This is a genomic window from Actinoplanes sp. KI2, assembly GCF_025630775.1.
GTDB lineage: Bacteria > Actinomycetota > Actinomycetes > Mycobacteriales > Micromonosporaceae > Actinoplanes.
On sequence record NZ_JAOSZE010000025.1, the window covers coordinates 128762 to 152779 of the forward strand.

Below are 24018 nucleotides of genomic sequence, written 5' to 3' on the forward strand. Positions count from 1 at the left end.
ACAGTAGTCACAGCTCGGCGATGAGCACCGTGTTGACCGAGAAGTAGTAGCCGGGGGTGTCCGGGTTGTCCGGGCGGTCGACCGCCAGCCGCTCGACCGCCACAAAGCGATCGGTCACCTGCCAGAGTCCCGGATCCCAGGTCAAACTCTCGTTCTCGTTCGCCATGGGGTACCGCGCCACGGTCAGCCCCGTCCGCGGGTCGATCGCCAGCAGCGTGCGGTCGGCGGTCAGCAGCACCACCCGCCCGGCCGAGACGCCCAGCACGTGCGCGACGGGGTAGTCGTGCCGGGCCGCGCCGGTGACCGGGTCGACCGAACGCAGCCTGTTCCCCTCGGGGTAGAAGACCAGTCCGGCGGCGACCGTGGCGTCCGGACGGTCGAGCGCGGCCGCGCGCACCGGGGTGGCCCCGGCGGTGAGCCAACCGTGCCCCGCGGCGTCGCGCAGCGCGGCGCACCCGGACGAGGCGACGTCGCAGCCGACCGGCGTGTACGGGCCGGCCGGGAACGAGGCGGCCGCCGCGCCGGTCGCCGAGTCCAGCGCGCCCGACGGACAGAGCAGCTGCCCACCGGCGGTGGTGAAGCCGTCGTCGCACGCGGTCGCGGACGTCCACAGCCGGGCGCCCGTGCTCGCCTCGTACGCGGAAATCTGCCCACCGGCGGTGACCAGGACGCGGTGGCCGGCCACCCGCAGGCCGTCCGGCTGCCAGACGGTGCCGGCGCCGGTGCGGTGGCCGGAGTAGCCGGGCCCGGACGGACCCTCGGCCCGCCAGACGATCTTCCCGGTCCCGGCGTCGCCGGCCACCAGGGCGCCGTCCGACCAGCGGCTGATCACGATGTGCCCGGTCGCCACCACCCCGGAGAGCTGCTCGGGCCAGCGGCGGAAGGACCAGATCGCGGTGCGGACGGTGTCCGCGTCGGCCGGCGCGTCGGCCCGGATCTGCCGCTTCGAGGCGTAGATGCGCACCCGGTCCTCGACGATCAGCGGGGCTATCGGGGTGCGCCCGATGACGTGCGGCCAGACCGCCGGGGTCGTGGGATAGGGCGGCGTAGCGGTGGCCAGCACCTCGGCCGGGCGCAGCACACGCCAGCCGATCAGGACCGCCGCGGCGGCCACGACCAGCGCAAACAGCGACCGCAGAAGGACCCGGGGCACCCCGAGAGACTATGTCAGGCCGCGGCGGCCAGATCGTCCAGGTCGCGCCGGAGGGCGCCCTCGGCGGTGCCGGCCGCGAGACCGCCGAAGATCAGCGCAAGGAAACGCCCGGCCGGCGCGGTCGCCATGCCGTCCTGGACGACGGTGACCATCGTGCCGCCGCGGTGCCGGCCGGAGAGAATCGGGACGAACGAGTAGGTCATCCGGTAGTCGGCGCCGATGCCCGGCGAGGTGACCACGAACCGCTCGAAGGGCTCGCACTCGTCGACCCGGAACTCCTCGGTGACCTCGCCGCCGTCGGCCATCCGGCGGGTCTCCCGCCAGGTGGCACCCGCGCCGAACGGCTCCTTGGTGAGCACCTCGACGGCGGTGACGCTGGACAACCACTGTCGCCGCCGGCCCAGGTCGGTGAACACCTGCCAGACCTCGGCGACCGGCGCCTCGATCAGGCGTGTCACCGCGACCGTCGACATAGCGTGACCTCCCGAATACACGCTACGAGAGTAAGGCGCGAAACTCTAGGCGAGGATGGTTCCGGTCACTTCGCCCAAACCGATCTCGACGCCGGCCGCCCCGATCGTGGTTCCGCTGATGGTGACCCGGTCGCCGTCCTCGAGGAAGCCGCGCGTGCTGCCGTCGGAGAGCTTCACCGGCTCGGTCCCGTTCCAGGTCAGCTCCAGGAAGGAACCGACCTGGTCCCGCGCGTCGCCGGAGACCGTGCCGGAGGCGTAGAGATCTCCGGTCCGCACCGACGCGCCGTTGCTGGTCAGATGCGCCAACTGCTGCGCGGCCGTCCAGTACATCGACGCGAACGGCGGCGAGCTCACCCGGGTGTCGTTCCATTCCACCGACAACCTCAGGTCGTACGCCGGGCCCGCGGGCCGCAGGTAGTCCAGCGGTTCCGGATCCTGCTCGCGGGCGGCGGAACCGGCCAGCGCCGCCAACGGCACCACCCAGGGCGAGACCGAGGTGGCGAACGACTTGGCCAGGAACGGGCCGAGCGGACGGTATTCCCATGCCTGAATGTCCCGGGCCGACCAGTCATTGACCAGCGTCACGCCGAAAACGTGCTCGGCGAAGTCGTCGGTGCGGATCCGCCGCCCGCCGACGCCGACCACGAAACCGACCTCGGCCTCGATGTCGAGCCGCCGGCAGGGCCCGAAGACACCGGCCCCGAGCTGCCCCGACGGGCGCCGGATCGGGGTGCCGGAGACGACCACGGTGCTCGACCGTCCGTGATAGCCGATCGGCAGATGCCGCCAATGCTCGGGCAACTCCGGCGAGTCGGGCCGCAGGATCGCCGACACGTTCCGGGCGTGCTGCTCGGACGAGTAGAAGTCGGTGTAGTCGGCCACCTCGAACGGCAGGTCCAGCGTGACGTCGCTGAGCGGAATGCGCGCCGACCCGGCCGTCACGAACTCCACGACCGCCTCGCGGGCCGCCGCCCACTGCGCCGGACCGGCCGCCATCAGCGGGTTCAGCGTGCTCCGGTCGAGCAGCCCGCCCAACGGCGAAAGATCAACAACCGAGGACCCGAGGCGTACGCCGAGACGCGGCGCCTCGCCGGGTCGGCGGAACACCCCGTAGGGCAGGTTTTCGATGCCGTAGCGGCTCATTGGTGACCCCCGTTGATCAGACCGAGCCGGACCAGCTCGGTGAGCGGCTCGACCACGCTGGCCGAGCCAAAACCGACGAACAGCGGCCGCGGGCCGGCCTGGCGCGCCCGGGCCGGCTCGACCAGCGGCACCGGATGGGTGGCGGCCAGCACCTCGGCGACGTCGGCCACCTCGGCGCCGTCGCCGGCGAGCATCGCGGCGACCAGGACGTTGAGGAAGCCGTGGTGGGTGAAGCCGGTCTCCGGGTCGGTGTGCCGGATCGCGTGCCGCAAGCCGGCCGCGAGCCGGAACGGCAGCTCCCGGTCGCGGCACGCGCAGACCACGGCGGCCAGCTCGACCGGCGTCGGGAACAGCTCGGCCGCCAGCCCGCCGACCCGGAACTTCGGGGCGATCCGGAGACCCGCGGCGCGGCACTCGGCGACCGTGTCCAATGCGCCGAGCAGGCCCCAGCTGAGCGGGATCTCGGCGTACACCTCGAGGTCTTCGTCATTGCCGGCCAGGGCGCGCAGCTGGGCCAGGCCGGGCTGCGGATCCTCACCGCGACGGGCAACCGGCGCCTCCACGTGGTGGACGAGCGCGCCGGACGCCCGCAGCTTTTCCACCGCGGCCGGGACGGCGCTCACCGGCACGTCGCCGACCAGCGCGACCGGCAGCTCCCCGGCCGGCAGCTCGACGCCGATCACCGACGCCGGCACCAGCAGCGGCCCGAGCAGCCGGGCGAACCAGGCCTCTCGATGCTCGGCGTGCTTGGCCACCGCGTCAGGCAGGCTGATGAAGCTGGGCGGGAGCAGGGACGCGTCATCGACAAGCCCGGCGAACAGCGTAGGCACCAGCGTTGACACGAAACTGAACCTAATAGACGCTTCGAGAAGCGGACAACCACGTCCGCTATGTCGGTTTTTGAACCGGGTGGGAGAGGCAACGATGCCGTACTACCGCAGCGTCGGCGAGGTGCCACACAAGCGGCACACTCAGTTCCGGCGCCCCGACGGCGGCCTGTACGCCGAGGAGTTGATGGGTCAGGAGGGGTTCTCCTCCGACTCGTCCCTGCTCTATCACCGGCACGCGCCGACCGCGATCGTCGCGGCCGAGGTCCACGAGCCGCCGCCGCTGGGACAGACCCCGAACCTGCCGCTCAAGCCGCGGCACCTGCGCACGCACAAGGTCGACGCGGGCCCCGCGGACGCCGTGCTCGGCCGGCGTCCGCTGCTGGTCAACAACGACGTCCGGATCGGGTACGTGATCGCCGACCGGCCGTCCCCGCTGTACCGCGACGCGGTCGGCGACGAGTGCCTCTACGTCGAGGAGGGCGCCGCGATCGTCGAGTCGACCTTCGGACGGCTCGAGGTCGGCACCGGCGACTACGTGATCATTCCGACCTCGGTGGTCCACCGGATCGTCCCGCGCGGCGGCCCGGTACGGATGCTCACCATCGAGGCCACCGGGCACATCGGCCCGCCGAGGCGCTACCTCTCGGTGCGCGGCCAGTTCCTCGAGCACTCGCCGTACTGCGAGCGCGACCAGCGTGCGCCCGACTCACCCATCACCGTCGACGAGACCGACGTCGAGGTGTACGTGAAGCACCGGGCCGGCTGGACCAGGCACGTCTACGCCCATCACCCGTTCGACGTGGTCGGCTGGGACGGCTGCCTGTACCCGTGGGCGTTCTCGATCCACGACTTCGAGCCGATCACCGGCCGGTTGCACCAGCCGCCGCCGGTCCACCAGACGTTCGAGGGGCCGAACTTCGTGGTCTGCTCGTTCGTGCCGCGCAAGGTCGACTACCACCCGCTGGCGATTCCCGTGCCGTACAACCACCACAACGTCGACTCGGACGAGGTGCTGTTCTACACCGGCGGCAACTACGAGGCGCGGCGCGGCTCCGGCATCGAGCAGGGGTCGATCTCGCTGCACCCGAGCGGGTTCACGCACGGGCCGCAGCCGGGGGCGGTCGAGCGGGCGCTCGGCGTCGAGGCGTTCGACGAACTGGCCGTCATGGTCGACACGTTCCGGCCGCTGGACCTGTGCGAGGCGGCGCTCGCCGTGGAGGACACCGGCTACGCCTGGACCTGGAACCGGCAGGCCTGAGGCGGTCCCCAATCTAGATCGACTTCCTTCTAGGATCGGTGATCAACGATCCTAGGAGGAACACACTTGTCCCGCTTTCTCGTGGTCGCCGCGGCGGCCGTGGGCGCGATTCTCATACCGGCCGGGGTCGCGCAGGCCGCCGCCGCGAACCACCGGCCGACCGTTCCCGCGACCCTTTCCGCCGCCGGCATCGCCTGCGGCGACAAGGGCATCTTCATCGGCACCACCACGCCGGAGCTCGGCGCCCGGCTCGACGACCCGGACTTCGGCGTCAACGCGGCCGAGAGTGTGACCGCGACCTTCGCGCTGTGGCCGGTCGGCCACGCCGAGCAGCGGGTCGAGTGGTCCGCCGGCACGCCGCTGACCGTCGCCGGCGGTCTCGCCCGGTCGAAGCCGGCGGCGCCGCTGCTCAACGGCGTGCGCTACCGCTTCGAGGTCCGCGCCACCGACGCGGCCGGCGCCCAGTCGCGCTGGTCGCCCGAGTGCACCTTCACGGTGGACACGACCGTGCCGCACCCGCCGGCGGTGACCTCCACCGACTACCCCGCGACCGGCGAGGCGGGCGGCCCCGGGATCCCCGGCACGTTCACCCTCGCGGTCGCCGGGGGCGACACCGACGTGGTCAAGTTCCGCTGGTCCGCCCCGGGCGTCGGTCTGACCGACGTGCCGGTCGGCGCCCACGGCAGGGCAGTCATCCGGTACACGCCGGCCACCTACGCCACCAACCACATCGCCGTCCAGGCGATCGACCGCACCGGCAATCGCTCGGGCGAGACGACGTACGAGTTCCGCGTCCGCGACACCGAGCCCCAACTGACCGACCTCACCCCCGACGCCGGCCCGGGCGAGTCGCACACGTTGCGGGTGGCCCCCGGCAAGCTCGGCGGCCTGGTCTCCTACGACTACCGCCTGAACGACGGCCCCGCCACCACGGTCACCGCCGCGGCGGACGGCACCGCGACCTTCGTCGTCACCCCCACCGCGCCGGGCATGAACACCGTCTCGGTCATCGGCCACACGGCCGCGGGCCTGCCGACGGGCGAGGCGAGATGGAGCGTGAACCTGGTCTACCCGCCCACCACCCCGACGGTGACCTCGCCCGACTTCCCGGCGGACGGCACCCCGCCGCCCCTGGTCGGCCAGCAGGTCACGCTGACCTTCCACCCCGGCGAGCCGGGCGTGACCGAGTACGTCTGGTCGACCGACTTCGGCGCCACCGAGCGGGTGACCCCGGCCGGCCCGGACGGCACGGCCACCGTCCAGTACACCCCCCGCGACTGGCCCTACCTGGACGTACAGATCCGCAGCCGGGCGGCGAGCGGCACCGAGTCGTCGATCGCGGAGTTCGGCTGGGACCTGACGTCACACGCCCCGCAGGTCTCGTCGGAGCAGTACCCGATGTACGGGAGCGGGACCGGAGCCGGCGAGTTCGTCTTCGCGCCGGCACACGACGGCGTGACCGGCTACGAGTACTCCTTCAACGACGGCGAGACCCAGACCGTCACCGGCGAGACGGCCACGATCACCTGGACCCCGGACGCGTCCGGCTGGGTGACCCTGCGGGTACGCGAACACGTCGGCGACATCGTCTCCGACCCCACCGAGTACCAGTTCCGCGTCCTCTGAAAAGGGGGTACCGGGGTCGCGTCACGACCCCGGTACCTCGGGTCAGCCGATGTGGTACGGGTCGCCGTAGACCTTGAAGTCCAGCGGCGTGTTCAGGTCGAAGTTGCCGTTGTTGAGGAAGACGCGCTGGGCGGTGTCCACTCGGGAGGTGTCCGAGTGCGCCTCCTCCTTCTTCATCTCCACGACCCGCTCGTCGAGGAACGCGTTGAGCCAGGTCCGCTCCTCGCCGCCCTGGGACGGCGGCCTGGCCTTGGCCAGCGCCCGGCTGCGGATCGCCCGCATGCCGTCGTAGCCGTGCATGACCGCGGCGTCGTAGTAGGCGAACTGGCCCAGCGCCCGCACCCCGTCGGCCTTGCCGTCGGCGACCGACGGGTTGAAGTACACCCGGTCACGCTCGGCCTCCTGCGCGGCCTGGAACACCGGGTCGGCGGCCGCCGTCTTCCAGTCCTTGGTGAAGTTGGGGTCGAGGCCCGCGTGCGAGTCGGAGCCGTTGACGTTGCGCAGCGCCGGTAGGTACTTGGCGAGCACATTGGACGGCTTGGTGTTCGTGTACGCCTGGACCAGCTCCAGCATGTCCCCGGTTCCCGAGCAGAACCCGATGATCCCGGCGGTGTAGCCCCGCCCGTCACCGATGTCCTCGATGTAGGCGAACTGGGCCCGCCAGTCGAGCGACGAGTTCTCGGCCGCCGAGACGATCTCCATGGCGACCTCCTTCTTCGCCGGATCGTCCAGGTTCTTGCCCGAAGGGGCAGAGGTAGCCGGAGTTGTGGGTGTTGTTCCGCCGGACACGGACCAAGTCTGGTTCGCCGCGTTGTTGCATGTCCAGATCTGCAGCCGGGTGCCGTTCGCCGAGCGCTTGCCGGTGACATCGAGGCATTTGCCCGACCCGGTGTTGACCAGCGCACCGTTGGAGACGGTCCATTTCTGGGCGCCGGTGGCGTTGCAGTCGTAGAGCTGAATCTTGGCTCCGTTCGTAGTAGAGCCGCTGGTGACGTCCATGCACTTGCCCAGCGCGCGGATCGAGCCGTCGGCGTTGCCGACCGACCATTGCTGCGCCGAGCTGCCGTTGCAGTCGTAGAGCTGCACGGCGGTGCCGTTGGCGCTGTTGGCGCCGGCGACGTCGATGCACTTGCCACCGAGACCGGTGATCGGTCCGGCGGTGGCGGCGCTGGCCGGGAGCAGGCCGTACGCGACGGCTGCGGCGGGGACGACCAGGCCCAATGAGGCGTACGCGAGTCTCCTCACGCGTTTCATGGCGCTCCTCGAAGAGGGGGATACGGGGATGGCGCGCGCGATGGGCAGAGACGCTACAACTGTTAAAGAGCTTTATCAATCCCCGTCGATGATGGGGTCTAGGCTGCCTGTGGCGGGCCTTGACACACGCGTGGCCCGTGCCTACCGTCCGAGGCAACTGTTAGTCAGTTTGCCAATCACCACCGGGAGCTCAGTTGCCGCGTCTGGCCGGCTCGTCCAAGCTGCTCCGCGCCATGAACGAGAGCGCGGCGCTGGCGCACCTGCTCGACCCGGGCATGCTCACCCGGTCCGACCTGCGCAAACTCACGGCGCTCTCGACGCCGACGATCTCCGAGGTGCTGCGCCGGCTGACCGATGCGGGCCTGGTCACCGTCGTCGGCCACAACAGCGGCCGGCCCGGACCTAACGCGGAGATCTACGCCGCCAACCCGGAGGCGGCCTACACCGCGGCGGTGTCGGTGCGCGACATCGGCACCAGCGGCACCCCCTCGGTGGCCGCCGCGCTCTGCGACCTCACCGGCGCGGTCCGCGCCCGCTTCGAGTCCCGGGTCGACTTCCTCGCGGCGCAGCCGGCCGCGGCCCTGGTCGACGTGGTGGCCCGGCTGCGCGACGAGGCCGGCGTCCCGGGCGACCGGATCCGGCACGTGCAGCTCGGCGTCCCCGGCTCGTACGACGCGCGGACCGAGACCATCCGGCACGTGGACGTGCCCGGCTTCGCGCGCGCCGGCCTGGTCCCGGAGATCGCCGCCGCGCTCGGCACGCACATCGGCGTGGACAACGACGTGAACCTGGCCGCGGTGGCCGAGCGCCGACGCGGCACCGGCCGGGACGCGGACGGCTTCGCGCTGCTCTGGATCGGCCAGGACGGCCTCGGCCTGGCGATCGACATTGCCGGCACGCTGATCCGGGGCGCCCGCGGCGGCGCCGGCGAGATCGGCTACATGCCGCTGTACTCGCCGGACTCGGCCGATCGCAAGCTCGACCTGCAGGACCTGTTCGGCGGCGCGGCCATCCTCGAGCTGGCCCGGGACAACGGGATCGCCGGGGACACGCCGGCCGCCGTGGTCCGGGCGGCCGCGACCACGTCGGGCGATTTCATCACCGCGCTCGCCGACCGGATCGCGATCGGCCTGGCCGCGGTGACCGCCGTGCTCGACCCGTACCTGGTGGTGCTGGCCGGCCCGATCGCCCAGGCCGGCGGCGACACGCTGCTGGCCGCGGTGACCGCCGCGGCCCGCCGGACGGCGCCGCTGGAGAGCACGATCGCGGTCACCTCCCTCGATGACGACGCGGTGCTGCTCGGCGCGCTCGACGCCGGCCTCACCGCCGTCCGCGAAGCCTTGATCACCGCAATTCGCGACAGCTGATCCCCCCGCAGCACCCCGTCAGTTGAGAGGCCCAAAGTGAACAAACGGATACCCTCTGCCCTTTTTGCCCTCGGTACCGCCGTTCTGCTGACCACCGCATGCACCCCCGCCCCGAAAGAGAACAAGATCGCCGACCCGGGCGCCAGCGTCTCCGGCACGGTCGAGCTCTGGCACTTCTTCACCGAGCGCGAGGCCGCCGCCATCGACCAGGTGATCAAGGACTTCGAGGCGTCGCACCCCAACATCAAGGTGACCGTGAAGCCCGGACAGGACGACTCGAAGGTCACTCAGGCCATCGGCGCCGGCAACGGGCCGGACATCGGACTCTCCTACTCCACCGACATCGTGGGCAAGTTCTGCTCGTCCGGGGCGTGGGTGGACCTGACCCCGTACCTCAGCCGGGACAAGGTCGACCTGAACCAGCTCAACGCGACCACCCGGCAGTACACCGAGTACGGCGGCAAGCGCTGCGCGATGCCGTTCCTCGCCGACGCGTACGGCATGTACTACAACAAGGACATGTTCGCGAAGGCCGGCCTCACCGGGCCGCCGAAGACGCTGGACGAGCTCACCGAGGACGCCAAGAAGCTGACCGTCAAGAACCCGGACGGCTCGCTCAAGACGGTCGGTTTCCTGCCGCTGTACGACTTCTACGAGAACGCGGCCGCCCACCTGGCCCCGTCCACCGGCGCGAAGTGGCTGACCCCGGACGGCAAGTCGGCGGTCGGCACCGACCCGAACTGGAAGACGCTGCTGACCTGGCAGAAAAACCTCGTCGACTGGTACGGCTACGACAACCTGAACAAGTTCCGGTCCAGCCTCGGCGACGAGTTCAGCGCGGACAACGCGTTCCAGAAGGGCCAGGTCGCGATCAACATGGACGCCGAGTACCGGCTGGCGTTCCTCAAGGACCAATCCCCCAACCTCAAGTACGGGGTGGCGCCGATCCCGACCGCGGATCCGGCCCGCTACGGCGGCGGCTACGTGACCGGCAACATCATGGGTATCTCCAAGAACGCCAAGAACCCCGAGGCGGCCTGGGAGCTGATCAAGTACCTGACCACGAACGACGCGGCGGTCACCAAGCTCGCCAACCTGATCAAGAACGTGCCGACCACGCAGAAGTCGATCGCCGACCCGACACTGAACGCGGACGCCGACTTCAAGACGTTCATCGACATCTTCACCAACCCGAACTCGATGACCACGCCGCCGTCCGCCTCCGGCCCCGCCTACCAGGAGACGTTCGGCAAGTTCCTCAACGACTACCAGGCCGGCAAGGTGAAGGACCTGGACTCCGGGCTGGCCGACGCGGACAAGCAGATCAACAGCGTCATGACCCTCGGCGGCTGACCGATGACCGCCATCCGCGTACGGAAGAACCTCACGATCCTGTCGATGCTGGCGCCCGCGCTCATCGGGATCGCGGTGTTCTTCCTCTACCCCCTGATCTCGGCGGTGTACTTCTCGCTCACGAAGTTCGACCTGCTGTCCGTGCCGCAGTGGGTCGGGCTGGACAACTACAAGCGGATGGCGGACGACCCGTTCCTGCTCCAGTCGGTGCGCAACACCCTGTGGATGGTGGTGGTCTTCGTCCCGGTGCGGATCATCGGGGCGATCGGCCTGGCGATGCTGCTGACCAACCTGCGGCGCGGCGCGGGCTTCTTCCGGACGATCTTCTACCTGCCCGCGCTCGTCCCGCCGGTGGCCGCCACCATCGCGTTCGTCTACCTGCTCAAGCCGGGCACCGGCCCGGTGAACCACCTCCTCGAGAAGATCGGCATCGACGGCCCGCTCTGGTTCAACTCTCCCGCCTGGGCGAAGCCGTCACTGGTCCTGCTGGGCCTGTGGGCCATCGGGGACCTGATGGTGATCTTCCTGGCGGCGGTGCTGGGCGTTCCGGAGAGCCTGTATGAGGCCGCGTCGCTGGACGGCGCGAACGCCTGGCACAAGTTCCGGTCGATCACGCTGCCGACGATCCAGCCGGTGATCCTGTTCGCCGCGGTCACCGGCGTGATCTACACGTTGCAGTACTTCGACCAGGCGGCGGTGGCCGGCTCGATCGCCAGCGGGCAGGCCACCACCGGCGCCGGCATCTCCCAGTCCTTCGGCTACCCGGAGGGCTCGACCTTCACCTATCCGCTCTGGCTGTACACCGTCGGGTTCCGCTACAACGCGCTCGGCTACGCGAACGCGCTGGCGGTCGCCCTATTCCTGGTCGCGTTCATCGTCACCCTGATTTTGCTGCGCCGGGCCAAGGCCTTCTCCGGGGAGGAATCATGACGGCCGCCGTGCTCGAGGTACCGTCCGAGCCGATCGTCAAGCCGGCGCCGAGCCGGCGCAACCGGCGGCAGAGCCGGCTCGCCTGGGTCGCCCAGCACAGCATCGCGATCGTGCTGGTCATCATGTTCGTGACCCCGGTGGTCTACCTGGTGCTGCTCTCGCTGATGACCAGCAACCAGGCGTTGACCAGCAACTACTGGCCGCAGACCTGGCACCCGGAGAACTACGTCAAGGTCTTCCAGGCCACCCCGCTGCCGCGCTACCTGCTCAACACGGTGATCTACGCGGTCACCGCCACGGTCCTGACCATCGCGTCGAGCGTGCCCGCGGCGTACGCCCTCGCGAAGTTGAAGTTCCGCGGCCGCAACGTGCTGTTCCTGACCATCATCTGCGTGATGATGCTGCCGCCGCAGGTGGTCACCGTGCCGCTGTACCTGATGTGGGCGCGCTACCACCTGACCGGCTCGCTCTGGCCGCTGATCATCCCGGCGCTGTTCGGCGACGCGTTCTGCATCTTCCTGCTGCGGCAGTTCCTGCTCACCATCCCGAGCGAGTATCTCGACGCGGCCCGGGTGGACGGCTGCGGCGAGTGGCGGACCCTGCTGCGGGTGGTGCTCCCGATGGCCAAGCCGGGCATCGCGGCGGCCGGCCTGTTCCAGTTCTTCTTCTGCTGGAACGACTACTACGGGCCACTGCTGTACACCAGCGAGAATGAGAAGGCGTGGACGCTGACGCTGGGCCTGGCGTCGTTCCGCAGCGTCCACCACGTCGACTGGAACCTGGTCACGGCGGCAACGGTGCTGGCGATGGCCCCATTGATCATCATTTTCTTCTTCGCTCAGCGCGCCTTTGTACAGGGCATCACGTTAACGGGGTTCAAAGGGTGAAAATCGCGGTTATCGGCGGCGGCTCGACCTACACGCCCGAGTTGGTGGACGGCTTCGCCCGCCTGGGCACGATGGTCGACGAGCTCGTCCTCATCGACCCGGCGGCCGAGCGGCTGGAGATCGTCGGGGCGTTCGCGGCCCGGATCTTCGGTCACTACGGTCACCCGGGCAAGGTCACCTGGACGACCGACCTCGACGCGGGCGTGACCGACGTGGACGCCGCGGTGATCCAGCTGCGGGTCGGCGGGCAGCACGCGCGGATCAGCGACGAGACCTTCCCGCTCGAGTGCGGCTGCGTCGGGCAGGAGACGACCGGCGCGGGCGGGCTGGGCAAGGCGCTGCGCACGGTGCCCGTGGTGCTCGACGTCGCCGACCGGATCCGCCGGCGGGCCAGGCCGGGTGCCTGGATCGTCGACTTCACCAACCCGGTCGGCATCGTCACCCGGGCGCTGCTCGACGCCGGGCACCGGGCGGTCGGCCTGTGCAACGTGGCGATCGGCTTCCAGCGCCGCTTCGCCGGCTATCTGGGCGTCGAGCCGTCCGCCGTCGTGCTCGACCACATCGGGCTCAATCACCTGACCTGGGAGCGGGCGGCCTATGTGGACGGCGTGGACCGGCTTCCCGACCTGCTTTCCGAGCATCTGTCGGAAATATCGGATGAAGTGGACGTGCCGCCCGAGATCGTCACGATGCTCGGCAACGTGCCCTCCTACTACCTGTCGTATTTCTACAACCACGACAAGCACGTACGGGAGTCGCTCGGCGCCCCGACGCGCGGCCAGCGGGTCGCCGAGATCGAGGCGATCCTGCTCGACATGTACCGCGATGTGACGCTCACCGAGAAGCCGGCACTGCTCGGCGAGCGCGGCGGCGCCTTCTACTCGGAGGCCGCCGTCGGCCTGCTCGCCTCGCTGTACGGGCACGACGACACGTCCGTCCACAGTGTCAACGTGCGAAACAACGGGACCCTGCCGTTCCTGCCGGACGCGGCGGTCATCGAGGTCTCGGCCCGGGCGGGCCTCGAGGGCCCGGCGCCGCTGCCGGTCACCCCGGTCACGCCCGACCTGGCCGGCCTGATCACCCACGTCTGGGGGTACGAGGAGTATGCGCTGGACGCGGCGCTGCGCGGTGGCCGCGACCGGGTCTACCGCGCGCTGCTCGCCCATCCGCTGATCGGGCAGCACGAGTACGCCGACGCGCTGGCCGACAAGCTCATCGCGGCCGGCCGGGACCATCTCGCGTGGGCCCGATGAGAGCGCTCTATCTGGCGATCGACGGCGGCAACTCGAAGACGGACGTGCTGCTCGGCGACGAGACCGGGCAGATCCTCGGGTTCGTCCGGGGCGGCACGTCCTCCCCGCACAACGTCGGCCTGCCGGGCGCCGTCGCGGTGCTCGGCCGGCTGATCCGGGCCGTGCACGCGGACGCCGGCCTGCCCCTCGGCGCCCCGATCGAGGCGGTCGCCGCGTACCTGTCCGGCGCCGACCTGCCGATCGAGGTGACCCGGCTGGAACAGGCGATCGCGGCGGAGAGCTGGGCCCGCCGGACGATCGTCGACAACGACTGCTTCGCCCTGCTGCGGGCCGGCACCTCGATGCCGGACGCGGTGACGGTGGTCTGCGGCGCCGGCACCAACTGCGTGGGCCGGGCCGCCGACGGGCGCACCGCCCGGTTCCTCGCGCTCGGCCCGATCACCGGCGACTGGGGCGGCGGGCACGACCTGGCCGACCACGCGCTCCGCGAGGCGGCCCGCGGCGAGGACGGCCGGGGCCGGCCGACCGCGCTGTCCCGAGCGGTCGCCGACCACTTCGGACTGCCCACGGTCGAGGCGGTGAGCATCGCCCTGCACTTCGGCGACCTGCCGATGGAACGGATCCACGAGCTGTCCCCGGTGCTGTTCGAGGTGGCCGCCACCGGCGACGAGGTGGCCTCGGCCCTGATCGACCGGCAGGCCGTCGAGATCCTGGCCCAGTACCGGGTGGCGGCCGGCCGGCTGGACCTGCTCGACCGGCCGCACGCGCTGGTGCTGGGCGGGGGTGTGCTGCGGGCCCGCCACCCGCAACTGCACGATCAGGTGGTGTCCGGCGCGCGGGCGCTTTCCCCGTACGTCCAGCCGTCGGTCTTGGAATCCCCGCCGGTCGCCGGGGCGGCGCTGCTGGCCCTGGACGCCCTCGGTCTCTCGGCGGCCGCCGAGCCGACATTGCGCGCCGAGATCGCGGCCCGCCCGCCGACCCAGGTCCGCCTCACCGAGCCGGTCGCGGACTGAACGCGCCGCTCTGCTTACCCCTCGAAACTGGCTGGTAGGCAGAGCTGTGTCAGCTCCGGATCAGGACGACCATGGTGGCCGCGGCGGCCAGGAGCATGCCGACGATCAGCGGGATCACGCCGCCGACCAGGGCATACACCGGCAGCAGCAGGGGGCCGGCGAGGCTCAGGTAGAGCGCCACGGCCAGCGACCGGTGGCTCGACCGCAGCCGGGTCAGCGCGGCGCTCAGCGGGCCGGGGATGCTGCGCTTGAGCCAGATCGTCACGCCGACCACGATGATGAGCCCGAACAGCGCCGCCCACGCCCGCGAGATGCCGTCGCTGGCGGTCGACATCGCGGCCGAGACCACCGCGGCGATCAGGGTGGCGTTGGCGGCGATCTGGGCACCCCGGCGGAACGTGCCGGCCTCCTCGGCCGACGAGTCGAGCACCGGGCCGCGCGGGCGGCTCACCGCCGGCTCCCCGGTCCAGCTCGCCGAGGAGTACCCCGGCGGCGTCTGCGGCTCGGGCCGGTCGGGCGCCTGATACGGCCGGGGGAACGGCTCAGGATAGGGCCCGTCGTCGACCGGCGGCTCGTCGGCGGTCACCGGCAGGGCCGCGTCGTCGGCCAGACCCTCGAGGGCCTGCGCCCAGCGCCGGCGCTCGAAGCGGACGATCCCGACGTCGTTCTGGGCGGTCCCGATCGCCGGGTCGAGATCCAAGGCTTCCGCGTACGCCCGCTGGGCCAGCTCGAACAGCTGCAGCCGGGCGGCCACGACGGCGAGCACCAGGTGCGCCTCGGCCTCGGCCGGAGCGACCCGGACCCCGTTCCACGCGGCGTTCAGCGCCTCCTGGCCGTTGTGCGACTCGCTGAGCAGGGCGGCGCCGGTGCGCTGCGCGTACGCGTCGGCCGGCCACCGGCGCAGGATGTCCGAGGCGACCTGGGCCGCGTCCGCGTACCGCCGGCTGTCGGTGAGCGCCATCGCCCGGACGATCAGCACGGTCAGCGCCTCGGGCGCGGCCGCGACCGCCCGCTCGGCCGCGGCCAGTGCCTCGGCCGGCTGGTCGGCGGCCAGATGGATGCGAGCCAGGGTGGTCAGCAGGCTCGGCTCGTCCGGCGCGGCGCTCAGACCGGCGGCGATCTCGCCGGCCGCCTCGTCGTATCGGCCCAGGTCGGCGAGCAGCAGGGCGCGCTGCCGATACTCCTCCGGCGTGGTCTCGGGATCGAGGTCAGGGCCCACGCGTCGAGCGTAGGCGCTGTCCGCTAGTGAGTGATCACACGGTCGGGGGTGAGGCGGCAGACCACCCGCGTCGCCCCCGGCGTCGGCGTCCACGGCTTTCCGTCGTACTTGCGGCTGAGCTCGTCGATCAGGTCGTCGCCGCCCTCCTCGACGAGGGTGACCGTGCCCTCCACGGTGAAGTAGTAGTACGGGTCGGCCGGGTCGTACGCGCACAGCGAGATCCGCGGGTCGCGCTCCATGTTCCGGGTCTTGCGCCGTCCCCGGATCGTCGAGAACAGCACGTCGTCGCCGTCCCGCTTGATCCAGATGACGGTGGACTGCGGGCTGGAGTCGGCGTTGATCGTGGTGACCACCGCGAACGTGGTGGAGTCGGCCAGACGGCGGACGTTGTCGGGCAGCGAGACACTCATGTCGATGATCTGATCATGGCCACCGCGATCGCGGCCAGTCCCTCGCCCCGCCCGGTCAGGCCGAGCCCGTCGGTGGTGGTGCCGGAGACGGTGACCGGGGCGCCGACCGCCTCGGAGAGGACCCGCTGTGCCTCGTCCCGGCGTTTGCCGATCTTGGGGTGGTTGCCGATCACCTGGATCGAGACGTTGATCACGTCGAACGACGCGGCCCGCACCAGCCGCACGGTCTCGGCCAGCATCGCCGCGCCGGAGGCGCCGGCCCATTCCGGCCGGCTCGTGCCGAAGTTGCTGCCGAGGTCGCCGAGCCCGGCCGCGCCGAACAGCGCATCGCAGGCGGCGTGCGCGGCGACGTCCGCGTCGGAGTGTCCGGCCAGGCCGGTCTCGCCCGGCCAGAACAGCCCGGCCACCCAGCAGGGCTCGCCGGGCGCGAAGGCGTGCACGTCGGTGCCGATGCCGACCCGCTGATCGATCACGCGCTCAGCGTACGTGCAGCAGCGCCTCGGCCAGGACCAGGTCCAGCGGTCTGGTGATCTTCAGGGCCAGCTCGGAGCCGGGCACGCAGGTCACCGGCAGCCCGGCCTTCTCCACCAGGCCGGCGTCGTCGGTGAGCGCGTCGTCGGCCGACGCGTGCACCTCGGTGAGCACGTCGTGCCGGAAGCCCTGCGGGGTCTGGACGCTGCGGAGGACGCTGCGGTCGACGGTGCCGAGGACGGTGTCGCCGGGTCCGACCTCTTTGATCGTGTCGACCACCGGCAGCACCGGGATGACGGCCGGGTGCCCCTGACGCACCGCGGCCGCCACCGACTCGATCAGCTGCGGCGGCGTGAGCGCGCGCGCCGCGTCGTGCACGAGCACGACCTCGATCTCGGCCGGCACCGCGGCCAGCGCCAGCGACACCGACTCCTGCCGCTCGGCGCCGCCGGCCACCACGGTCACCGGCGCCACCGGGGCGAGCAGCTCGCGTACCGCCTCGACCTCGGCGGCGGGAGCGGCCACCACGATCATCCGCACCGAGGCCGCGGCCGCGACCCGGCGGATGGCGTGCACCAGCAGCGGCTCCCCGGCCAGCAGCCGCAGGGCCTTGGGGCCGCCCGGGCCGAGCCGGACGCCCGCGCCCGCGGCCGGAACAAGGACCGCGACGTCACCGCGAGCATTAAGCTGCGCGGTCACGTCGCGGTCCTGGACAAAGATATTCGGGGTGTAGCGTCCGGTCAGGCCTCGGTGAGGACCTTGTCGAGCAGAACCTCGGCCTCGTCCTTGGTGCTCTTCTCCGCGAGAGCGACCTCGCCGACCAGAATGTCGCGGGCCTTCGCCAGCATGCGCTTCTCTCCGGCGGAGAGACCGCGCTCGCGCTCGCGCCGCCAGAGGTCGCGAACAACCTCGGCAACCTTGAGGGGGTTACCGGAGGCCAGCTTCTCGAGATTGGCCTTGTAACGCCGCGACCAGTTGGTCGGCTCCTCGGTGTGCGGTGCGCGGAGGACGTCGAAGACCTTGCCCAGGCCTTCCTCGCCAACCACTTCACGCACGCCGACGATCTCGGCGTTCTCAGCGGGCACCCGAACGGTCAGATCACCCTGGGCAACCCGCAGAACGAGGTACTGCTTCTCCTCGCCCTTGATGACCCGAGTTTCGATTGCCTCGATGAGTGCGGCCCCGTGGTGGGGGTAAACAACGGTCTCGCCGACACTGAAAACCATAGGTTCGAAGCCCCTTTCGCTGTGTCTAGGGTAACACGCTCAGGCAGCTATGTCCCCCTCTGCCGGTGACTGTTAGTGCTGCTCAGGGGCCATGTGACGGGCCTTTCTACGGCTTGACAGAAGCCTTAGGACCTGCCTCGGCTACCGTACGTGACGAAAGCGTGACCGCTTTGCCCAGCGAGTCGGATATTTCGTACCTACGCCGTTTGTGAGGTCAAGCTTATCGCTAAGGTCCAGAGGCGCACACTACTGGCGGTCCGGCCGAGGTTAAGGGAGGCTGGACGCTAGGTTCCCCGACCGAAGAACTCCGGGTCGGCCAGGGGGGAGGGTGAGTATGGCTGTTCCGAGCGACAACGGCGGATGGCCGTCCGATGGCGGCTCGCCCGATGACCTGCCCGACCTCCCCGAAGAGTGGGGCGTGATCGTCATCCCCGACGATCTGTCCGAGCTCTCCGACGAGGTCGCGGCCGTCCGCGCCGAGTTGCGCCTGGCCGCGAAGCCGTCCCGCTGGCGCCGGTTCGTCAACCGCCCCGCCCTGCGCCGGGCTCGCAAGATCACAGCGACCGCGCTGCGCGCCCCGGTTCTGATCATCTCGATGGCGGTGCTGGTCACCGTCGCCAGCCTGTTCGCCTCGGCCTGGCCCGGCCCGCCGCGGCAGCCCGCCACCCAGCGCACCGCGAGCACCACCGACGACAACACCGCCCCCGGCCCGGCCGCCACCGCGCTGCCGGCGCTCGAGCTGATCGGCTCGGACGGCCAGACCGTCCCGCTGCGCGGGCGGCTACCCGCCGTGATTCTGCTGATCGACGGCTGCGACTGCGACGGTCTGGTGTCCGACACGATCGCCGCGGTCCGCCCCGAGATCGCCGTGGTCACCGTGACCGGCGCGCTCGCCACCGCCACGGCCGGCGTGGGCACCCCGCCCACCGGCGCCACCCCGCAGGCCCAGGGCAAGACCGTCCGGGTGCTGCACGACCCCAACGGCACCGTGCGCGACGTGCTCAACCTCGGCAAGGCCGACGGCACCGCCGCGGTCCTGCTGGTCGACAAGGGCGGCACGATCGTGAAGACCGTCCGGCGGGTCGCCACCATCACCGTCCTGAAGCCCGAGCTGGCCCGGATCTGAGGCCGACCCCAAGGCGTGTCCTGCCGATCACCCGGGGGCGAGGCGAGGTCCTAGTCCGCGGTCCGGTGCAGGGTGTAGCGGAAGACGACCGGGCCGGCCTCGTCGACGGTCACGTACATCCGCAGCCGGCCCGCGGTGGCCACCTTGAACTCGTCCGTCTGGGCGTCCAGCGTGCAGTCGAGGCCGCGTCCCGAGTCGATGGCCGGCTCGCCCATGCTGACCCGCACCCGGCTGTCGCCACCGCCGACGCAGACCACCGCCACCCAGTACGTGCCGGACTCGACGGCCGACACCAACTGGCGCTCGCTGCCGGCCGCGAGCGCCACGGTGTCCGCGTCGTCCTCGCCCGCCGAGTGGGGCAGCAGCCTCTCGGCGCTCTGCGTCCACCGCTCGATCGTCGGGTCGGCCTGGTCACTCGGCGCGGCCCGGAACCACCAGGTGGTCCCGGCGGCCAGGAGCACGGCGGCGGCCGCGTACAGCGCCGCCCCCCGTGCCCGATCCACCCTCACGCTGTGACTGTAGAGGTCTCCAGCAGCGCGCCGTAGAGGGTGAGCCCCGGTCCGAAAGCGAGCATGACGACGCGGCGCGGGGGCCGTGCACGGCGGCGCAGCGCATCGAACACCAGCAGCACGGTGGGTGACGAGCAGTTCCCGTACTCGGCGAGCACGTCCCGGGAGGGTGCCAGCGCCGCGTCGTCCAGCCCGAGCCGCTCCTGGACCACGTCGAGGATCTTGGGGCCGCCCGGGTGCACCGCCCAGCCGTCCACCTCGGCGACGCTCAGGCCGTGCCGGGCCAGCAGGTCGTCGACCAGCTTGCGGACGTGCACGCCGAGCACCTCCGGCACCCGCGGGGACAGGCCCATCCGGAAGCCCCGATCGGTCACCTCCCACGTCATGTGGTCGGCGGTCGTGCTGTCGGTGACGGCGGCAACCTCACGGACGGCGTACCCGCTGTCGGTCCTCTCGCCCGGGGTGACCACGACGGCGGCCGCGGCGTCCGAGAAGAGCGCATGCGAAACGATCTGCTGGACGTCCACCCGGGTGCCCGGCGGCTGCAGGTGCAGGCTGGTCAGCTCGGCGCAGAGCAGCAGCGCCGGCCGGCCCTGGGCGAGCACGAAATCGGCCGCCGTCCCCAGCCCGGGCAGCGCCGCGTAGCAGCCCATGTGCCCGACGAACAGCCGGCGCACGTCGGCCGCCATGCCCAGGTCACGGGCGAGCAGGATGTCCAGCCCCGGCGTCGCGTACCCGGTGCAGGAGCAGACCGCGAACAGGCCGAGCTGGTCGGCGGTGAGGCCGGCGCCGGTGAGCGCCCGGCTCGCCGCCTCCTTGCCCAGCGGCACCGCCTCGACCTGGTAGCGGCGCATCCGGCGCTCGGTCGACCAGTCCGACACGTCCTCCAGCAGCGGGCTCACCGCGGCCCGCCGGGTGCGCACGCCCGCGTTCGCGAAGATCCGTTCGGCCAGCACCCGGCGGGACCCGGCGTGCTGCCGGCCGAAGTAGCCGGTCCAGAGATCGTCCTGCCGGACGGTGGGCGGCAGCGCCACACCCACCCCGGCGATCGTCGCGTGGCTCACCATCGCGGAGCGAACCCCTCCGCGTCGGGATCGCCGCCGAGCGCGTCCACGCCGAGCCAGTCCGCGCAGACGTCGCTGGTGGCCGGTTGCAGCGAGCCGGCCCGGGCGTCCCGGTAGAGCCGTTCGAGGGGGTGGCCGCGGCGCATCGCCGAGGTGCCGGCCGCCTCCAGCATCGAGGCCGCCACCTCGGCCGCGGTCGTGCCGGCCAGCAGCTTGGCCCGCCACACCCAGCGGTTGGTCGCGGCGTCGCCGGGCGCCTCGTCGACCCGCCGGGCCGCCTCCATGACCGCGAGGTGCGCGGCGGCGACGGCCGCGTCGGCCCGCCCGATCCGGGCCCGGATCGCCGGCAGGTGGGCCAGCTTGCGCTCGTTGACGTGCTCGATCGCCGCGTCGACCGAGGCCCGGGCCACGCCCACGTAGACCGCCGCGTAGCTGGCCACCATCCAGTGCGGTGCGAGTTGGGCCACCACCAGAGCCAGGCCCTCGACGCCGCCGAGCAGGGCGCCGGCCGGCACGGTGACGTCGACGTGCAGGTCGTGCGAGGCCGTCGCGCGCATCCCCAGGGCATCCCACGTCGGCTCGACCCGTAAACCTTCCCCGGCCGGAACCAGGAACTGGGACACCTTTTCCGGCTCCTCGGCGCTGCGGGCCGCGACCAGATACGCATCCGCGTTGCCCGCCCCGGAACAGAAGGTCTTGGCGCCCTCGATCCGGTAGCCGCCGTCCACCGGGCGGTATCGGGTGCTCATCTGCGACAGCCGGGAGCCGACGCCGCGCTCGCTCATCGCCACCGCGTACCAGGCGCCCGCGGCGGCGGCCCGCAGGTAGTCGTCGCGGGCCCGCAGCGCCTCGGCGGGCAGGCCCAACGCCTCGGCGAGTTCGTCGGTGACCCCGCTGAGCGCGCCGGTCACCGACGCGTGCATGTTGAAGATCAACGCGGTGGCGCCGTTGCCGCGGGCCAGCTCGTACGCGATCGCCGCGTAGTCCGCGAAGCCGGCCCCCGCCCCGCCCAGCCGCTTCGGCGCCATCAGCCCGAAGAAGCCCGCGTCCCGCAGGTCGGCGAAGTCGTCGGCGGGAAACGTGCCGTCCCGGTCGTGCGCGGCCGCCCGGGCCGCGAATCGGGGCGCCAGCCGCCGGGCTTCGTCGATCATGAACGCTCCCCCTCCTTGCGACCCGTCCCCTGATAAAGCACCGTGGTCAGCCCCGACCGCACGATCCGGCCGCCGGTCCGCTCGCGGCGCAGCACCCGCCACCGGAAGAGCCCGGTCATCGTCGGCCGGGCGCCGCGCACCTCGACGCGTACGCCATGGCGGGCGAACTCGGCGATCAGCCGGCGCGGGCGCACGAACAGCGCCGGATCGTGCAGGTGCGGCGGGGCGAAGCCCAGCCACTCGCCGGCGGTGACCGTGATGAACCGGCTCAGCGCGTTGTCGTTGACCGTGTCCAGCACCAGCAGGCCGCCCGGCCGCAGCACCCGGGCCAGCTCGGCCACCGTGGCCGGCAGGTCGGTGACGTGCTCGAGGATCTCGCCGGCGGCCACCACGTCGGCGGCGCCGGTGGCGATCGGCAGGGCGGTCACGTCCCCGTTCACCGGGCGTACGCCATGCTCTGCGGCCTGCCGAAGGCCTTCCCGGCGGAGATCGACGCCGACGTGCCGATAGCCCTTGCCGCCGACGTGCGGGGCCAGCAGGCCGCCGCCGCAGCCGGCATCGACCAGCACCGCACCCGGCCGGTCGGCCGGCGGTATCAATGCGGCCCGCGCCGCCGCCAGCCAGTGCAGCATCTCGAAGCTGCCGCCGGGCCGCCACCACTGGTCGGCCAGCTCGTCGTACTGCCGCGGATCGTTCCGGGCCATCGACCGCATGTGATCGAGCGTGGCACGCATCCGGCACAACCACCACACTGCTCCCATGGCTCGCGCGCTCGCCCTGATCCGGTCGTCCCATCCGGAGCCCGGTCTCGCGGTCACCGTGGCGATGACCCTGCTCGCGGTCGGCGTGGGCCATCGCGGCTGGGCGATCGCCGGGATCTTCCTGGCGGTGTGCGCGACCCAGTTGGCGGTGGGCTGGGTGAACGACTGGCTGGACGCGGCGCGCGACCGGCAGTCCGGTCGCGGGGACAAGCCGATCGCGGCGGGGGCGGTCTCCCGGCGTACGGTCGGAATCTCGGGTTTGATCTCGGCTTTGGCAGTCCCGTTCCTGGCGGCGCCGTTCGGCCTGGAACCGGCCGTGATCCTCACCGTGGCCACCGGCATCGCGCTGCTCTACGACTGGCCGCTGAAGTCCACGGTGTTCTCGGTGCTGCCCTACCTGGTGGCGTTCGGCCTGCTCCCGGCGTTCGTCGTGACCGCGCTGCCCGGCCATCCCGCACCGCCGGCCTGGCTGGTCGCGGCGGCGGCGCTGCTCGGCGGCGGCGCGCACTTCGCGAACGTGCTGCCCGATCTCGACGACGACGCGGCCACCGGCGTGCGTGGCCTGCCGCATCGGCTCGGCGCCACCGGCTCGGCGATCGCCGCCGCGGTGCTGCTGCTGGCCGCGACGCTCACGCTGGTCTTCGGGCCGGCCGGACCGCCGTCGTGGGCGGGCTGGTCGGCCGCCGCGGCCGCCGTCGTGGTCCTTCCGGTCGGGTGGTACGCCGCCCGGCGCGCCGAGGGACGGAGGGTGGCGATGTTCCGGGCGGTGATCCTGGTGGCCCTGATCGACGTCCTGTTGCTGATCTTCAGTGGCCCGGTGGTGTGAATGGATGGGTCGGCGCACACGCCAGATCACCGACCTCTACGCTGAGGCTTACGCCTTGGTGTCTTTTCTTGGAGGATCGTGATGCGCTCGCTGGGAACCCGCCGCGTCGCTCTGGCCGCGGGTGCCGCGATGGCCGCCGTGATCGCACTTTCCGGCTGCTCCGCCGGCCAGGTCGCCGAGACCGCCATCCTGGAGAGCCCGATCTCCGGCCTGAACACGCAGAGTCCCGGCGGTGCCCTGCTGATCCGCAACCTCCAGGTGCCCTACAACAACCCCACCGGCTACCCGGCCAACGGCACCGCGCCGCTGCAGGTCAGCCTGTTCAACCAGACCGAGCAGCCGCTCACCGTGACGATCACCAGCAAGCCGCAGACCAACGTGGTGCCCGAGGTCGTCTCGGCGATGCAGGTCGGCGTCGGCGCCCCGCCGTCGTCGTCCGGTGCGTCCGCCGCGCCCAGCACGCCCGCGCTGCAGCCGGCCAAGTTCACCATCCCGGCGCTGGGCAGCCAGGTCTTCAACCCCGAGGGCGGCCCGACGACCCTGCTGGCGCAGGGCCTGAGCAACGCGCTCAAGCCGGGTTACTCGCTGGCGCTGACCTTCCAGGTGGAGAACGGGCCGGCCTTCGAGGCGATGGCGCCGTTCGCGATCCCGACGTCGCCGGCGTCCCGCGCGCCCGGCATCGAGGGCGAGAACACCGAGCAGTGATTTGTCGTAC

At 71.6% G+C, this 24018-nt stretch carries 25 protein-coding genes; 11 read left to right on the forward strand and 14 right to left on the reverse strand.

Going from position 1 to position 24018, the window contains the following annotated elements:
• Positions 1–7 precede the first annotated feature (7 nt).
• From ODJ79_RS26205 to ODJ79_RS26220, 4 genes are read right to left on the reverse strand one after another with little or no spacing between them, the layout of a single operon-like run.
• Positions 8–1153, reverse strand: coding sequence for a PQQ-like beta-propeller repeat protein (locus ODJ79_RS26205; RefSeq protein ID WP_263026229.1), 1146 nt, complete (start codon positions 1151–1153; stop codon positions 8–10).
• Positions 1154–1167: 14 nt separating this feature from the next.
• The gene (locus ODJ79_RS26210) at positions 1168–1626 is read right to left on the reverse strand and encodes an SRPBCC domain-containing protein (RefSeq protein ID WP_263026230.1); all 459 of its coding nucleotides are present in this window, start codon (positions 1624–1626) and stop codon (positions 1168–1170) included.
• A gap of 45 nt (positions 1627–1671) precedes the next feature.
• Positions 1672–2769, reverse strand: a complete 1098-nt coding sequence (locus tag ODJ79_RS26215; protein ID WP_263026231.1) for a fumarylacetoacetate hydrolase family protein — start codon at positions 2767–2769, stop codon at positions 1672–1674.
• Positions 2766–3611 (reverse strand): hypothetical protein, encoded by an 846-nt coding sequence (locus ODJ79_RS26220; protein WP_263026232.1) that lies wholly within the window; start codon positions 3609–3611, stop codon positions 2766–2768. The genes ODJ79_RS26215 and ODJ79_RS26220 overlap by 4 nt, the downstream gene beginning before the upstream one ends.
• A gap of 82 nt (positions 3612–3693) precedes the next feature.
• On the opposite strand from ODJ79_RS26220, the gene ODJ79_RS26225 reads away from it, so the two are divergent.
• Both ODJ79_RS26225 and ODJ79_RS26230 read left to right on the forward strand, forming a co-directional pair.
• Entirely contained in the window at positions 3694–4857 is a 1164-nt protein-coding gene (locus ODJ79_RS26225) for a homogentisate 1,2-dioxygenase (RefSeq protein WP_263026233.1), read from the forward strand.
• A gap of 66 nt (positions 4858–4923) precedes the next feature.
• Positions 4924–6483 (forward strand): hypothetical protein, encoded by a 1560-nt coding sequence (locus ODJ79_RS26230; RefSeq protein WP_263026234.1) that lies wholly within the window; start codon positions 4924–4926, stop codon positions 6481–6483.
• 42 nt (positions 6484–6525) lie between these two features.
• Here the strand turns inward: ODJ79_RS26230 and ODJ79_RS26235 are convergent, their stop codons facing one another.
• Positions 6526–7737 carry a chitosanase gene (locus ODJ79_RS26235; protein WP_263026235.1) on the reverse strand — a complete coding sequence of 404 codons (1212 nt, stop codon included), beginning with the start codon at positions 7735–7737 and terminating at the stop codon, positions 6526–6528.
• Between the two features lie 194 nt (positions 7738–7931).
• Here ODJ79_RS26235 and ODJ79_RS26240 point away from each other — a divergent pair, with 194 nt between their 5' ends.
• Genes ODJ79_RS26240 through ODJ79_RS26265 form a run of 6 tightly spaced genes read left to right on the forward strand, consistent with a single transcriptional unit; the run spans position 7932 to position 14540 of the window.
• Positions 7932–9104 (forward strand): ROK family transcriptional regulator, encoded by a 1173-nt coding sequence (locus tag ODJ79_RS26240; RefSeq protein WP_263026236.1) that lies wholly within the window; start codon positions 7932–7934, stop codon positions 9102–9104.
• A 36-nt stretch (positions 9105–9140) separates the two neighbouring features.
• Positions 9141–10457 (forward strand): ABC transporter substrate-binding protein, encoded by a 1317-nt coding sequence (locus ODJ79_RS26245; RefSeq protein WP_263026237.1) that lies wholly within the window; start codon positions 9141–9143, stop codon positions 10455–10457.
• 3 nt (positions 10458–10460) lie between these two features.
• Positions 10461–11387 (forward strand): carbohydrate ABC transporter permease, encoded by a 927-nt coding sequence (locus ODJ79_RS26250; protein WP_263026238.1) that lies wholly within the window; start codon positions 10461–10463, stop codon positions 11385–11387.
• On the forward strand, positions 11384–12274 hold the full coding sequence (locus ODJ79_RS26255; protein WP_263026239.1) for a carbohydrate ABC transporter permease: 891 nt from the start codon (positions 11384–11386) through the stop codon (positions 12272–12274). Before ODJ79_RS26250 ends, ODJ79_RS26255 begins: the two co-directional genes overlap by 4 nt.
• Positions 12271–13527, forward strand: a complete 1257-nt coding sequence (locus ODJ79_RS26260; protein WP_263026240.1) for a 6-phospho-beta-glucosidase — start codon at positions 12271–12273, stop codon at positions 13525–13527. The genes ODJ79_RS26255 and ODJ79_RS26260 overlap by 4 nt, the downstream gene beginning before the upstream one ends.
• Positions 13524–14540 (forward strand): N-acetylglucosamine kinase, encoded by a 1017-nt coding sequence (locus tag ODJ79_RS26265; protein ID WP_263026241.1) that lies wholly within the window; start codon positions 13524–13526, stop codon positions 14538–14540. The genes ODJ79_RS26260 and ODJ79_RS26265 overlap by 4 nt, the downstream gene beginning before the upstream one ends.
• A 49-nt stretch (positions 14541–14589) precedes the next feature.
• On the opposite strand, the gene ODJ79_RS26270 is transcribed toward ODJ79_RS26265, so the two are convergent.
• The 5 genes from ODJ79_RS26270 to ODJ79_RS26290 are packed head-to-tail and all read right to left on the reverse strand — an operon-like array spanning position 14590 to position 17866.
• A complete protein-coding gene (locus tag ODJ79_RS26270) occupies positions 14590–15759 on the reverse strand; it encodes a tetratricopeptide repeat protein (protein ID WP_263026242.1) in 1170 nt (389 codons plus the stop codon).
• Positions 15760–15782: 23 nt separating this feature from the next.
• On the reverse strand, positions 15783–16169 hold the full coding sequence (locus ODJ79_RS26275; RefSeq protein ID WP_263026243.1) for a PPOX class F420-dependent oxidoreductase: 387 nt from the start codon (positions 16167–16169) through the stop codon (positions 15783–15785).
• Positions 16166–16642, reverse strand: a complete 477-nt coding sequence (ispF, locus tag ODJ79_RS26280) for a 2-C-methyl-D-erythritol 2,4-cyclodiphosphate synthase (RefSeq protein WP_263026244.1) — start codon at positions 16640–16642, stop codon at positions 16166–16168. Before ispF ends, ODJ79_RS26275 begins: the two co-directional genes overlap by 4 nt.
• 4 nt (positions 16643–16646) lie before the next feature.
• A complete protein-coding gene (ispD, locus tag ODJ79_RS26285) occupies positions 16647–17339 on the reverse strand; it encodes a 2-C-methyl-D-erythritol 4-phosphate cytidylyltransferase (protein WP_263026245.1) in 693 nt (230 codons plus the stop codon).
• Between the two features lie 41 nt (positions 17340–17380).
• Positions 17381–17866, reverse strand: coding sequence for a CarD family transcriptional regulator (locus ODJ79_RS26290; protein ID WP_030443670.1), 486 nt, complete (start codon positions 17864–17866; stop codon positions 17381–17383).
• A 334-nt stretch (positions 17867–18200) separates the two neighbouring features.
• Here ODJ79_RS26290 and ODJ79_RS26295 point away from each other — a divergent pair, with 334 nt between their 5' ends.
• A complete protein-coding gene (locus ODJ79_RS26295) occupies positions 18201–18992 on the forward strand; it encodes a hypothetical protein (RefSeq protein ID WP_263026246.1) in 792 nt (263 codons plus the stop codon).
• Positions 18993–19042: 50 nt separating this feature from the next.
• On the opposite strand, the gene ODJ79_RS26300 is transcribed toward ODJ79_RS26295, so the two are convergent.
• Genes ODJ79_RS26300 through ODJ79_RS26315 form a run of 4 tightly spaced genes read right to left on the reverse strand, consistent with a single transcriptional unit; the run spans position 19043 to position 22429 of the window.
• Entirely contained in the window at positions 19043–19501 is a 459-nt protein-coding gene (locus tag ODJ79_RS26300; protein ID WP_263026247.1) for a DUF6023 family protein, read from the reverse strand.
• Positions 19498–20568 (reverse strand): type III polyketide synthase, encoded by a 1071-nt coding sequence (locus tag ODJ79_RS26305; RefSeq protein ID WP_263026248.1) that lies wholly within the window; start codon positions 20566–20568, stop codon positions 19498–19500. Before ODJ79_RS26305 ends, ODJ79_RS26300 begins: the two co-directional genes overlap by 4 nt.
• On the reverse strand, positions 20562–21716 hold the full coding sequence (locus tag ODJ79_RS26310; RefSeq protein WP_263026249.1) for an acyl-CoA dehydrogenase family protein: 1155 nt from the start codon (positions 21714–21716) through the stop codon (positions 20562–20564). Before ODJ79_RS26310 ends, ODJ79_RS26305 begins: the two co-directional genes overlap by 7 nt.
• A complete protein-coding gene (locus tag ODJ79_RS26315; protein WP_263026250.1) occupies positions 21713–22429 on the reverse strand; it encodes a methyltransferase domain-containing protein in 717 nt (238 codons plus the stop codon). The genes ODJ79_RS26310 and ODJ79_RS26315 overlap by 4 nt, the downstream gene beginning before the upstream one ends.
• Before the next feature lie 46 nt (positions 22430–22475).
• Between ODJ79_RS26315 and ODJ79_RS26320 the strand changes: the two genes are divergently transcribed.
• On the forward strand, positions 22476–23303 hold the full coding sequence (locus tag ODJ79_RS26320) for a UbiA family prenyltransferase (protein WP_263026251.1): 828 nt from the start codon (positions 22476–22478) through the stop codon (positions 23301–23303).
• A gap of 81 nt (positions 23304–23384) precedes the next feature.
• Positions 23385–24008, forward strand: coding sequence for a hypothetical protein (locus ODJ79_RS26325; RefSeq protein ID WP_263026252.1), 624 nt, complete (start codon positions 23385–23387; stop codon positions 24006–24008).
• Positions 24009–24018: the final 10 nt, after the last annotated feature.

What these genes read in the sequence shown, in the direction of transcription:
- ODJ79_RS26290 (WP_030443670.1), bottom strand. Translation starts at nt 17,866, where the DNA reads ATGGTTTTCAGTGTCGGCGAGACCGTTGTTTACCCCCACCACGGGGCC.
- ODJ79_RS26295 (WP_263026246.1), top strand. Translation starts at nt 18,201, where the DNA reads ATGGCTGTTCCGAGCGACAACGGCGGATGGCCGTCCGATGGCGGCTCG.
- ODJ79_RS26275 (WP_263026243.1), bottom strand. Translation starts at nt 16,169, where the DNA reads ATGAGTGTCTCGCTGCCCGACAACGTCCGCCGTCTGGCCGACTCCACC.
- ODJ79_RS26250 (WP_263026238.1), top strand. Translation starts at nt 10,461, where the DNA reads ATGACCGCCATCCGCGTACGGAAGAACCTCACGATCCTGTCGATGCTG.
- ODJ79_RS26235 (WP_263026235.1), bottom strand. Translation starts at nt 7,737, where the DNA reads ATGAAACGCGTGAGGAGACTCGCGTACGCCTCATTGGGCCTGGTCGTC.
- ODJ79_RS26305 (WP_263026248.1), bottom strand. Translation starts at nt 20,568, where the DNA reads ATGGTGAGCCACGCGACGATCGCCGGGGTGGGTGTGGCGCTGCCGCCC.
- ODJ79_RS26210 (WP_263026230.1), bottom strand. Translation starts at nt 1,626, where the DNA reads ATGTCGACGGTCGCGGTGACACGCCTGATCGAGGCGCCGGTCGCCGAG.
- ODJ79_RS26225 (WP_263026233.1), top strand. Translation starts at nt 3,694, where the DNA reads ATGCCGTACTACCGCAGCGTCGGCGAGGTGCCACACAAGCGGCACACT.
- ODJ79_RS26320 (WP_263026251.1), top strand. Translation starts at nt 22,476, where the DNA reads ATGGCTCGCGCGCTCGCCCTGATCCGGTCGTCCCATCCGGAGCCCGGT.
- ODJ79_RS26315 (WP_263026250.1), bottom strand. Translation starts at nt 22,429, where the DNA reads ATGCGGTCGATGGCCCGGAACGATCCGCGGCAGTACGACGAGCTGGCC.
- ODJ79_RS26310 (WP_263026249.1), bottom strand. Translation starts at nt 21,716, where the DNA reads ATGATCGACGAAGCCCGGCGGCTGGCGCCCCGATTCGCGGCCCGGGCG.
- ODJ79_RS26255 (WP_263026239.1), top strand. Translation starts at nt 11,384, where the DNA reads ATGACGGCCGCCGTGCTCGAGGTACCGTCCGAGCCGATCGTCAAGCCG.
- ODJ79_RS26325 (WP_263026252.1), top strand. Translation starts at nt 23,385, where the DNA reads ATGCGCTCGCTGGGAACCCGCCGCGTCGCTCTGGCCGCGGGTGCCGCG.
- ODJ79_RS26265 (WP_263026241.1), top strand. Translation starts at nt 13,524, where the DNA reads ATGAGAGCGCTCTATCTGGCGATCGACGGCGGCAACTCGAAGACGGAC.
- ODJ79_RS26215 (WP_263026231.1), bottom strand. Translation starts at nt 2,769, where the DNA reads ATGAGCCGCTACGGCATCGAAAACCTGCCCTACGGGGTGTTCCGCCGA.